The 12,245-nt window shown below is 42.0% G+C and carries 10 protein-coding genes and 1 tRNA gene; 3 read left to right on the forward strand and 8 right to left on the reverse strand.

All coding sequences use genetic code 11. The annotated features are described in order from the left end of the window. Positions 1-133: 133 nt before the first annotated feature. Both CSV68_RS14150 and CSV68_RS14155 read right to left on the reverse strand, forming a co-directional pair. Entirely contained in the window at positions 134-1,390 is a 1,257-nt protein-coding gene (locus CSV68_RS14150; protein WP_099662459.1) for an erythromycin esterase family protein, read from the reverse strand. A 220-nt stretch (positions 1,391-1,610) separates the two neighbouring features. Next, positions 1,611-1,886: a DUF2564 family protein gene (locus CSV68_RS14155; protein ID WP_099635314.1), complete on the reverse strand. Its 276-nt coding sequence runs from the start codon at positions 1,884-1,886 to the stop codon at positions 1,611-1,613. A 191-nt stretch (positions 1,887-2,077) separates the two neighbouring features. On the opposite strand from CSV68_RS14155, the gene CSV68_RS14160 reads away from it, so the two are divergent. Continuing rightward, a complete protein-coding gene (locus CSV68_RS14160; RefSeq protein WP_255407215.1) occupies positions 2,078-3,007 on the forward strand; it encodes a polysaccharide deacetylase family protein in 930 nt (309 codons plus the stop codon). A gap of 85 nt (positions 3,008-3,092) precedes the next feature. Here CSV68_RS14160 and CSV68_RS14165 read toward each other — a convergent pair. Together CSV68_RS14165 and CSV68_RS14170 are read right to left on the reverse strand one after the other, a co-directional pair. Next, positions 3,093-3,164 (reverse strand) — tRNA-Asn (locus CSV68_RS14165). Positions 3,165-3,658: 494 nt separating this feature from the next. Further along, complete coding sequence (locus CSV68_RS14170; RefSeq protein ID WP_099662461.1) at positions 3,659-4,999, reverse strand: Na+/H+ antiporter NhaC family protein; 1,341 nt, start codon at positions 4,997-4,999, stop codon at positions 3,659-3,661. A 238-nt stretch (positions 5,000-5,237) separates the two neighbouring features. On the opposite strand from CSV68_RS14170, the gene CSV68_RS14175 reads away from it, so the two are divergent. Further along, positions 5,238-5,711, forward strand: a complete 474-nt coding sequence (locus tag CSV68_RS14175) for an S-ribosylhomocysteine lyase (protein WP_099662462.1) — start codon at positions 5,238-5,240, stop codon at positions 5,709-5,711. A gap of 440 nt (positions 5,712-6,151) precedes the next feature. Beyond that, positions 6,152-6,982, forward strand: a complete 831-nt coding sequence (locus CSV68_RS14180) for a conserved phage C-terminal domain-containing protein (RefSeq protein ID WP_099662463.1) — start codon at positions 6,152-6,154, stop codon at positions 6,980-6,982. Positions 6,983-7,345: 363 nt separating this feature from the next. Here the strand turns inward: CSV68_RS14180 and CSV68_RS17080 are convergent, their stop codons facing one another. The 4 genes from CSV68_RS17080 to CSV68_RS14200 form a co-directional block, all read right to left on the reverse strand. Further along, complete coding sequence (locus CSV68_RS17080; RefSeq protein WP_143561008.1) at positions 7,346-7,687, reverse strand: hypothetical protein; 342 nt, start codon at positions 7,685-7,687, stop codon at positions 7,346-7,348. A gap of 541 nt (positions 7,688-8,228) precedes the next feature. After that, positions 8,229-8,978: a hypothetical protein gene (locus tag CSV68_RS14190; protein ID WP_099635320.1), complete on the reverse strand. Its 750-nt coding sequence runs from the start codon at positions 8,976-8,978 to the stop codon at positions 8,229-8,231. Between the two features lie 176 nt (positions 8,979-9,154). Beyond that, the gene (locus CSV68_RS14195) at positions 9,155-9,778 is read right to left on the reverse strand and encodes a nuclease-related domain-containing protein (RefSeq protein ID WP_158232213.1); all 624 of its coding nucleotides are present in this window, start codon (positions 9,776-9,778) and stop codon (positions 9,155-9,157) included. Positions 9,779-10,024: 246 nt separating this feature from the next. Next, the gene (locus tag CSV68_RS14200) at positions 10,025-12,085 is read right to left on the reverse strand and encodes a transglycosylase domain-containing protein (RefSeq protein ID WP_099662466.1); all 2,061 of its coding nucleotides are present in this window, start codon (positions 12,083-12,085) and stop codon (positions 10,025-10,027) included. Positions 12,086-12,245: the final 160 nt, after the last annotated feature.

Here is a 12,245-nt window from a genome sequence, read left to right on the forward strand (position 1 = left end):
TGCGCTGTTTTTTTCGTAGATGGTGCCAGGTACACACACAAATTCCGTTCAATTCAGAATAGTTTCCGAATTGTGTGTGGACCTGGTACCGTATCTTAATTGTGTCGGGACCTGGTACCGTATCTACCATATCTCACCAACCCAACGGCCTCAAAGCAGTAGAGCGGTCGATATATATAAAAGCATCGTAACGTTCGCTAATACGCGAGGAGACGAAGTTGCCATGGGCTTCAAACTCGGGATTGTAGACCACACCGATTGCGCGGTGGCCGATCCATTCGTCAAACTGGCACCGGTTCTCCTCATTGAACAACAGCAATTTGTCATGTGCGCCCGCTGCGTGCAGTTGACCTTCCCATGTATTAAAACGTGCAGGCGGTACGACCATTTCTTCCGGCGTCTCTCCCCAACGGCTTCCTGCAATGACTGTCCCTTCATATGTGCCGAAACCAATCGCGTACGTATTGTCTCTGCCATACTGGTCTCGGATCAGCTGACCGACGTTTGTCATTCCATGGTCTGTCATCGAGGTCGCCGATGCATCACCGATATGGGTGTTATGTTCCCACACAATAATTTTGGCGTCTTTGCCGTAATAACTTTGTACTTCCTTGATTGCCTCTGCCATATGGGCGTCGCGAATATTCCATGACAGTGCATCCTCCTGAAGCATCGCCCGGTAATAAGCTTCCGCATTTTTCGCTACCAAAGCGTTCATTGTCAGGTTCAAATCTTGCTCATTCACGCGGGGGTAGCGCTCTTCATTGGTTCGGATGGATTCCAGAAGGCTCGTTACCTCTGTTATGCATTCGTCAGTGAAGTGGGCAGAAGACAAGGCATAGTGTTCGGGCATTCGATTATACGGTTCAAAACAGGAGAATGCTTTTTTGGCAAGTTCCAGATCGGCACCGTAGGATGGATGGCTTTCCAGGAAGTTCATGACTTCATCGATAGAATCGTATAAGCTGTACAGGTCGATGCCGTACATGCCGACTAAGGAGTCTGAATCACGTTGCCTGTTTTCATTGGCCAACCACGTGACAAATGCTTCGATTTCTTCATTCGCCCACATCCATGCCGGCCATCTGCTGAATGAACGCGACAGCAACTCGTTGAGGGACGGCTGATCATCGTAGCCTTTGACATAGCTGTTTATTCTCTGTACAGACGGCCAGTCACCTTCCACAGCAATGGCAGCGAAACCCTTTTCCTGTATGAGACGTTTGGAAAACTCGGCGCGCAAGCGATAGAAATCAGAAGTTCCATGTGTCGCCTCACCGATCATCACAATCTGTGTATCCCCTACATCTTTCAGAAGCCGGTCAAATGCAGACGGGTCATCCAGCGGAATCGCCTGCTCTTTAATAGAGGCTACTAATTTTCTGGACATAAAAAAACCTCCTGCATGATAGTGACCGCCATACTATCCCATTCCTTAAAGTCGGTTGGAGTTTTTTGTGGATTGCAGTACTACTATAAATTCAGCGACTTGTACATCTAACAAAAGGTCACGCCTATCAAGCATGAAAAGTACTGATAAATCAGCTTTCTCCTTGTGATAGTAGATACCTGCTTTTAAAAGTAATGAGATGACTTAGGTCCATGATGGATTACTCGCCTTTTTTCATTCGAGCTTCATTCAATTGCTGCTTGATCGAATCTAACTGACCCTTATGTTGCTGAATGGTATCTAACTCATTGTCATATTGCTCCACATTCATAAACGCATTTTCTGCGCGCTCAATTGCATTAAACGCATGCTCGATGGCTATCTCTTCTGGATGAGACATTGCTTGTTTCACTGCACGATCTGCTTTCTCTACTGAATTCCGAAAGAATGTGCCTGGGTGTTGTTTTTTCCAACTCTGGCCAAATTCCTTTCCCATATACTTCGCCTCCCACATATAAAATAAATGATACTGTGCTTAGTATCGCAATTTAGTGTGGAAGTATACGCAAAGAGATTTCACCTTGAGTACCAGCATACTTATTCAAGTACAGGAAATACTACAGACTAGAGAAGAGGTGATATAAACTGAAACGCTTCTGGCTTATTTCTTTCATTGCTTGTATAGGAATACTTTACCTAGCGCTTTTCACCAATCAGTGGGGAGCAGATACGGATCTAGTAAGCACGGCCTCTGCATCTAAAAATAGCAAAGACAGACTGACGACAGAATTGGAATCATTCAGCAAGACGCATCATATCCCCGCGGTTGATGCAAAGGTCGACAGAGTCTGGAAAGCTATCCCCGGCTACAATGGACTAGAAGTGGATCTGGATGCCAGTTACAAGAAAATGAAAGCGACTGGTAAATTGGATGAATCAAAAATCGTTTACAAAGAAACTACTCCCAACGTTCATTTGAAAGAACTAGGTCCCCACCCCATATTCAAAGGAAATCCCGATAAACCGATGGTGGCTTTTTTAATTAATGTTGCCTGGGGTAATGAATACATTCCTGATATTTTGGATGCACTAAAGAAGCATAAAACGAAAGCCACCTTCTTCTTCGACGGTAGCTGGGTTAGTAAAAATCCCGATTTAGCTAAATTGATTCATAGTGAAGGGCATGAAATTGGAAACCACGCATACAGCCATCCCGATTTACAGCAGAAATCAGAAGCAGAAACAATGGAAGAGTTAAAAAAGACAAATGAGGTCATCATAAAAACACTCGGGATTACAACGCCCAAGTGGTTCGGTCCGCCAAGCGGCAGTTTTAATCAGCAAACCGTGGAAACCGCAAGCAAGCTAGGAATGTATACGGTTTTATGGACGGTGGATACAGTCGACTGGAAAAAGCCGGCGACGAATGAAATGGTGAACAGAGTCGTATCTCAAGTGGAGAACGGCACGATGATTTTAATGCACCCGACAAAACCTGTAGCTGAAGGAATGGAAGCTATGATTACACAAATCACAGAGAAAGGCTTTCAACTTGGGACCGTCAGTGAACTGATGAGTGAAAAACGTGTCAACGGAACAGCATGGGATGATGAATGAGGTGCCTGCGCAACCACCATGTATGTCCATGCAAAACAAAAAATTCTCCTGACCGCACATAGCCGGTCGGGAGAGTTTTTATGTACTCCAAAGGCAGGAATCGAACCTGCGACCGATCGGTTAACAGCCGATTGCTCTACCGCTGAGCTACTTTGGAAAGAGAGTTCATTTGCGTTATTTAGTATGGACAGGAATCTGACATGTATACATGGTTCGTTTAGTAAAGGAGCTGGTCCGTGTGCTTGCTTCAACAATCCGTACAGCTCATTCCCTGCAATAGCCACTCGCTGGATTAAGCCCATATCTTTCAAAAAAGTACGTGTGCGTGAAACTTTTATGATTGTTTAAACATTTACGATTGTTTCATACACAGGTACCATATATTAACTACATGCCAGTAGTAATACACCAACTACTGCAAATAACTTCTTCATTTCTTTCGTCCTCTCTAAACACACTATTCTCTTAGCAGCGTATAGACAGGAATTACTAACAAATTTTAAAGAAAAATTCATATCCGTAAAAATGTAACCACTTTAGCTGACTGAGTGGTTACATTCTCTACTAATTATGAAGTATACGAGTATACTGTTGTTTTCCTGATGCCTTCTTTTTATAAAATAGTAAAACAAAATGCATAAGTGATTTATTTCATTCCTCTACAGGCAATGTAACGATCTGTTTCACTTCTTTACTCTTTCTTCCTAGTTTCGGATATCCGATAAGAATCGCAAGAATTGCACAACCACCCATTAAAACCGGATAAAACGAGTAGGGGATAATACTTATCGGTGAAATCGCTGCAAGTCCTGCCGCTGCAAGCATTTGCCCTCCATAAGGCAGAATTCCTTGCCAACTGCCAGCGAATGTATCGAGTAGACTTGCTGACTTTCTTGGATCAATTTCATACTCGTCAGCAATACTTTTTGCTAATGGACCTGTAACAACAATTGAAATGGTATTATTGGCAGTAGCAATTGCTGCCGCACTGACCAATCCGGCAATCCCAAATTCGGCACCTTTTTTCGATTTTATTCTACTATTTACAGTATACAGTAGATAATCAATCCCACCATTATGCCGAATAACCTCCACCAAACCACCGATCAAGAGTGCAATAATTGCTAAATCTTCCATACTCATTATTCCTTCACCAATCGTTTTTAAGAAGCCGCCAAAACTGTAAGACCCGTCAGCCAATCCGACACCACCGGCAAAAATCGTGCCGCCAATTAAAACGATTAGTACATGCACTCCCGCTAATGCCGCAGCCAATACGGCAATATACGGAAGAATCTTTATCAGTTCATAATCAAAATCCGCACCGATTACAGCTTTGTTTCCCCGTGTAATAACACCCAGAATAATCGCTGTTAAAATGGCACCCGGCAATACTATGAAAAAGTTTACTTTAAATTTATCCTTCATTTTTGTATGTTGGGTCCTAACTGCTGCGATTGTTGTGTCTGATATCATCGATAAATTATCTCCAAACATCGCCCCGCCGATCACCGTTGCCATCGTCAGTGCCACAGGGATATCCGTCTGGCTTGCGATACCAATTCCGATTGGCGCCAAAGCTACAACTGTCCCCATTGAAGTTCCCATTGATATTGAAATAAAGCAGCCAATGGCAAACAGTCCTACCATCAATAGATTTGCAGGGAGTAAAGACAATCCTAAGTTAACAGTAGAATCTACTGCGCCCATGCCTTTTGCTACCGTCGCAAAAGCACCTGCCAGTATGAAAATAATTGCCATTAACATAATATTTGGATGACCTGCGCCTTTCGTGAATATACTCACTTTATTCTCGAATTTTTCTTTTCGATTCATTAGTAAAGCAACTGCAGAAGCAATAATCACCGCTACGTTCAGCGGCATATTCGAAAAGTCCTTAGTCAATACACCAGCGCCAATAAAGAGTGCTACAAAAATAATTAATGGTAAAAGTGCAAATGCATTTCCTTTCTTCACTTCTTTTACGGTCATTCCAAATCCTCCCTCAATTCATTTTGTATGACAAATCTTTAATTCTCCTAAAAACAATTTTAATAGGACGTTTATTTAAACAATACCAATAAGTCATATCGGAATTGTTATTATGATATCCCAGCAACTAGAGTCTGTCAACGAAATAATTCACTTTTCTAAATATTATTAAATATTGATTTACAACACTAGTGAAGTTGTGATAGTTTATATATCAACTACGGAAAGGATGATAACAATGGCATTAGTCGAAAGTTTTTTACTTGATCATACGAAAGTAAAGGCTCCATATGTAAGATTGGCTGGCACAGAACAACATGAAAAAGGGAGTGTATTACAGAAATACGATCTACGTTTTTTACAACCTAATCACGATTCAATCCCTACTTCAGCGATACACACACTAGAACATTTACTTGCCACATACTTGCGCGATCAACTAGAAGGAATCGTCGATATTTCTCCCATGGGCTGTCGAACAGGTTTTTATATGATTATCTGGAATGAACATGAACCAAAAGATGTTGCTGCGGCACTTACAACAGTTCTAAAAAAAGTAATTGAAACAGAACATATTCCCGCTGTTTCTGCACTCGAATGCGGAAATTACCGCGATCATTCACTATTCGCGGCACAAGAATATGCTAAATTAGTTGTAGAAGCAGGACTAAGTGATGACCCATTTCGTTCGCTAACTGCTGAAACTGTCTAAACCTTAGCCTAAGATTGGATAACACAAACAGGAGCCGAAGCAGAAATCAGCCCAAACTGATTTTGCATTGGCTCCTGTTTTATAATTCCCTAAACTGTCTTTCTGTGGAGAAACTGACCTACCTATCGATGATCCCCCTTCACCCCACGAGTTAATACAAACCACCGGAGTTTTGTTAAGCTACCAGGTGTTCTCATAACTCTATAAACAAACGATAAAGCACCTGACTCCCACAGTTTTTCTATCGTTTTAGTTAATAGGTACCTTAATTATTAACGCGTCTTCCAAAAGGTACTTGCAGCATTCATTCAGAAATACTACATGCGCCCTTTCATCTTTTTTAAAAAACGATGTATCCTTTTTAGGAATACTCTCTATATGAAGTATGAGGAGCACTAAATGAATACGCCTACAACACTTTACTCTAGGGGGACCACCATATGAAATTATTAATTAACGAAGATCCGATTCCATTATTACCTTCACTCGCAATGAAAGTAGGACTGAATGCTGCGCTATTCTTGCAACAACTTCACTACCGTTTGAACATTTCAAAAAACATCCGTGAAGGTCATAAATGGGTGTTTAATACATACGACGACTGGATGGAAGAATTTCCGTTTTGGTCGTTAAACACGATTAAACGGATCACGTACGACTTAGAGCAAAAAGGTTATTTGATTTCCACTTCCAAGCACAATAAGATGAAAATCGACAACACCAAATGGTACCGAATCGATTATGAAAAGCTGCCATTTTCGTATACGCCAAATGAGATAACAGCCGACCCAAAACCGGACACTCCACCAGCTCAACATGAAACGTCAATCAACTCACAATTGGACGCTGTGCAAACCCACACTGGTACGACGGCGTATCCCACTATGGGACGGCCTATAACCAAAGAACTTAAGAAGAACAATAATAAAACCATTGTCGAGAAGAATCTCGACGTCGCACATTCTGTGATACAGTACCTGAATGACAAAACCGGAAAACATTTCAAAGCGAAGTCCGCTGCTACCCGTAAATTCATCAACGGTCGAATCAAAGAAGGCTACACACAGGAAGACTTTATTCGTGTCATTGATCTAAAGGCCAAGCAGTGGTTGAACCACCGTGAATTTAATACGTTCCTTAGACCATCGACTTTGTTTAACGCAACAAACTTCGAAAACTATGTCAATGAGCTGGTTGTAGCAAGGGAACCGGAAAAAGAACTATACATTCCACCAGTTCTCGATTTTAATAGTGGTGAGGGATTAATCTAAGGTAACTAACTATTGAAGTAGTGTAGTTGATAGTGGAATACCAGGCTGATCTTTTAGAGTAGACAATGCGTAGTTGTGTAAAGATTGAAGTAGAGGAGAAATGATCTTGAACATATTTTAAGACATGAAAAAGCACCTCTTGAAATGGATAGATGGATTGTATCAAGAAGGTGCTGCATTTTAATTTATTAATAGGAGCTTTACTGTTGTTCATTGATCGACACTTCTGGAACGTAATGGAAAGTATTCCGTAGAATCTAGCACCCCATAATATGTATTGCAAAGAGCTATATGACTCTCCACTAATTCCTCATGACAATGATCCGAATGGTGTGAAAGTTTTGTCGAGACCTGGTACCTTCTTTAAACTCTCGTAATCTTCAAAACTCCGCTCAGCAGATTGAAGATCGCTACGAGCAAGATGCCGTCTACCAGCTTGGTGAAAAATAGCTGAAAGGTATGGAAGTACGATAACGTTGTGTGTTTATTTACCAGACTAATTAGTTCGGAATACTTAACATCACTGACAGGTAGCGTGTTCGTTAACATCAGACTTAAATAAAAAGATTCAAATTTGCTCCCGATTTCAACATCCAATATATTTTTGAAAAAAAAATCGTATCCAAACCCGAACGCCATGCTAGGACCTACTAATGTAAGAATCATCGCACCGAACAGTATCGACACAAACTTGATTTTATTCAACAGGCTGTCACTCCCGCTAAACCTTTTCGCCTCAGAAATAATCGTCACTATATTCCTGATGACTACATACAAACCCACTAGCGGAAGAGCCCAGCAGAATGCTATAATCACCCCTTTAGAATAGTGAACTTCAAGATTAATCAATGCTCCCAAAAACATATAAATAAGAAGAAATATACTAGAGAATTCAATCCAAGGTAGTAGAACTTCTATGGTCAGTCTTTCTGCAAATTTGTGCTGAATATCTTTTTTTAATCGTCTTTTTAACCAGACATAAACTAACAGAAAAAATAGTAAGACCAGACTCAATACAAATGAAAATTTCAGCTGCTGGGAAAGCGGGTACGAAAACACTATCAGGATTAAGAACAATAATTTTACGAAGTAATTTGAAAACATTTCTTCCCCCTTAAACCTGTCGATTATTTATGTATTATGGATACACTGTTTTAAATAAAAGTACAATATAGATATTAGGTCCGAACATGAATTTAATACGTTTCAAATTTCCGCACGATTTACTTTTGGACTTGGCAACTCACTAACAATTCCTTTCTGGTTCATCACTACTCAATCTCTGAATATCCTCATAGTTTTTCACCACTGCACCAAGCACCAGCAACCCTAATACCGCGATTGCGATCAGCCATCCCCCTACAGTAATCCAGTTGAAGAACCCGAATACAGCTCCTGCTACCAAAAGTACAACCGTGATCACGAACCATCGTATCTTCCAGCCATACAACCATGTGAGCAACGACATATTCTTCGGCGGATCGCACAGCTCTTCATAGAACTTCACATGATGCAGCCGCTCTTCCGAATAAAATAAGTACTGACCGTCCTTCGCCTGCAGTAGGAATATATGCTTATTCACTTTCTTCACAATCTCTAGCGGCTCTTCATCCACTATATGAAATGATGTCTTCACACTGACCATGGAAAAGAAGCCATACACGATGAACAGCAGCAAAAACACAAAGATCCCCGCAAGAGAGTACGACTGCCCAGCCAGTAGTTCCCAGGATACCCCTGCAAGCGGATCCTTCCCTCCTTCTTTCATCCCGCTCACACCGCCAACCACCAGCATGAACAGAGCTGTTCCAGTCAAAGCGGACAGAATCAGCCATTGTGCAAAATACACATTGAATCGCTCACTCACCGTTAAACGTAATTTTTCAATGGGCCTCATATTATACGAATTGAGCGCAATGCGAAAAAAAGGGACCAAAGTGATAATAAGCAGTGCCACTGCCCTCCACGGCCCCTGAATATATTCGATTACCTGCACATTCATCCACTCCTTATTACCGCGTATAGGTTTATACTACCATGAATGCGAGATAAGTAGATATTGATTAAAGGTACGTGTGGATGAAACCTTCGTGATTGTTTAAACATTCACATTTGCTTCATACCTAATGTTATTTTCCTACAACTACATCCTTCACTGTCTCTGCCACTCTTCTACTTTACTTTCTTGCCCGGCGTGTCGTTATACTTCATCCGTACCTGTTGCAAGTGCGTTTTCCTGATCGACTTCTTTTCCTCTTTCGGAAGATTTACAAGCTGATTCAAGTTACTAATTATGGCATTTATCTGATTGTCAGTGAGCCGCGGTCTATCGTCTTGCTTGATTGCTTTCACTAATCCACGATAGTGAACAACATCAGCTGACCGGAACGGTTCTTTGAATTTGAATTCGACTTCATTAGAGAAGGCGATGATGGAGCGTACAGGCAGGTTCGGCAAGTTCAGACGGCTTTTGAGCGCTTCTATGTGACCATAGTTCTGCCGTATCGGATTATAGAATTTCTGTTTGTTTTTATAGATGACCTGCGTCCAGTATTTCTGATGTTCACTGCCGAATATCCATCCTTTATAATGTTTTGTTTCAATGACGTGCAGACCATATTTGGAGACGACTACGTGGTCGATCTGCGTCAATCCGTACTGTGCGTCCTCTACGTAGAGATCATGATAGGCACGGTACTCTTCGCCAAGTTTTTCAAGGCGTTTCCGAACGGTTCGCTCGCCGACAGCACCGCGCCATTTCGGCAGCTGCAACTGAACGACAGTTGTAAGAACCACCATGGCCACCAGAAACCAGAAGGCTTTCAATTTCAGGATATATAATAGGGTGGCAAAAAATAACTCCATATTGTATTCGCTCACTTTCTACAACTAATCTATTTACTATATACTTCCATATTATCGAAATATCAGAAAAAAGTCACGATACTCTAGCTAACAAAAAAAGTACCTGTGCATGAAACGTTCATGATTGTTTAAAAAATCACGTTTGTTTCTCACACAGGCACTTTATTTCCTTTGCCTTTATTCCTCTTTATCTGTAAACCATTTCCGTCCCCACTCTTCAATCCCTTCCCAAAACTCTTTTTTCTTCTCGTCCTTCTCTTTTTTCTTCTCTTTCTTTTCTCTTTCTTCCTTCGTCTTTTTCTTCTGCTTCTTCAGCTCTTTGATTTCTTCATCAATTAACGACAAATCAAATTCCTTTGCTGTTAATTCGCTAGCTGATTTTGAAACAACTTGTGCGAAAATGGGTGGTGCAGTAAAGCTGCTAGTAGATGTTAAATAATGGTCGGCGTCTGTTTTATCATATCCAAGCCATACCGCACCGGCAATGTCCGGTGTATAGCCAACGAACCAATGATCTTTTGAACCGTCCACTCCTTCAATCGGGAGCTGTGTGGTGCCCGTCTTTCCCGCCACGTCCACACCGGAAACTTGTGCTTTTTTGGCAGTGCCTTCATTTACAGCCCCTTGCAGCATATAGGTCATTTGCTGGGCAACTTCTGCATCTGTCACGCGTACAGACTCACCCTTCCACTTCCCAAGCACTTTTCCTTCCGAATCTTTAATTTCGGTGATCGCATGCGCTTCCTCCATCACACCATCATTCGCAAACGCAGAAAACGCTTGAGCCATCCGCAAAGGAGAAGTACCTTTGTCCATTCCTCCCAACGCTAATCCAAGTGCACGGTCATTTTTTTCTAATGGAATTCCAAACCGTTCAACAGCCTGCACTCCATTTTTGATGCCGATCTCATCCAATAGCCAAACGGGAGGGATATTATACGATTGTGCGAGTGCATCGTACATCGTCACGTTCCCTCTATATGTCTGATCAAAGTTTTTCGGAGAGTACCCATCCATATCTATCGGTTCATCCACAAGCAAATCCGACATATGGTACCCTTGCTCAAGTGCCGGAGTATAGACGGCAAGCGGCTTTAACGCAGATCCAGGCTGCCGTATGAGGTCAGTCGCATTATTGAAGCGTCCCTGCGTATATTCTCCTCTTCCACCGACTAACGCTAGGATTCCACCTGTTTTAGGGTTCAAGAAAACAGAGGCACTCTGCAAAAGCTGATCTGGCGTGCTCTTAGGAAAATATCTATCATCCGCATATACGTCTTCTAGCGCATTTTGGACCGTCGGATTGATTTCTGTCGTAATATGCAACCCGCCGGACAGCACTTCATTTCTCGTCAAATCGTACATATTGACCGCTTCGTCCACTACACGGTCAATATAATACGGATATTCCGTTTTATTATCTGGTACTGTCGAATCCGCTAGTTCTATTTTCTGTCCTATCGCTTCATCGAATTCTTCTTGACTACTATACTGTTCACGCAGCATCAACGATAACACCAGATTGCGCCGCTTCAACGACTTTTCTATATCTTTCGTAGGCGCTAAATGCGATGGTGCTTTAATGACGCCTGCTATTGTCGCAGATTCGCCTAACGTTAATTCGCTGACATCCTTACCGAAATAGGTCTGCGCCGCACGTTGAACACCCCACGCCCCATCACCGAAATAGATTTGATTGAGGTAACGTTCCATGATCTCCTCTTTCGAATACACCCGTTCAATCTTCTTTGCAAGGATCAGTTCTTTGAATTTACGCGAATACGTACGCTCCTGCGTCAAAAACGCATTTTTCGCGAGCTGCTGCGTAATGGTACTGCCCCCCGCCACGATTTTGCCTTTGAACGCGTTCTCGAGTAAGGCGCGTCCCATCCTGAAATAATTAATGCCGTGATGTTTGTAGAATCGTTGATCTTCCACGGAGATGACTGCTTCGATCAACGTATTCGGAATTTGGTCGATCGATACACCTTCAATATTCGAATTTGAAACCTTACTGATCACTTCTCCGTCCGGATCGTAAATCACTGTCGATCTGGGTGCAGGTTCTTCGAGTTTACTTACGTCACTGAATGTGATGAAGACATTCAGTACGAGTAGTACACTAAGAACGGCAAGCAGTGCACTGATCCATACGAAACGGATGATCTTGTTCTTCAGGCTTCTTTTCTTTTTAGGTGCTTTTTTATGTTGTAATGCCTTATACTCGGATCTTTTCATATACGTTTCACCTGCTTTATGCTGCGAATTTTTATTGGTTCAGTACAGCATAAGTATTGACGATGGGGGTGTTTGAAGGTTGCGGATTTTGTCTGTTGGGGGATTTTGGTACGGATGTATGTAAAAAAAGTACCTGTGCATGAAACTTTCATGATTGTTT

The sequence above is a fragment of the Sporosarcina sp. P29 genome (assembly GCF_002743265.1).
In the GTDB taxonomy this organism is placed as follows: Bacteria; Bacillota; Bacilli; order Bacillales_A; family Planococcaceae; genus Sporosarcina.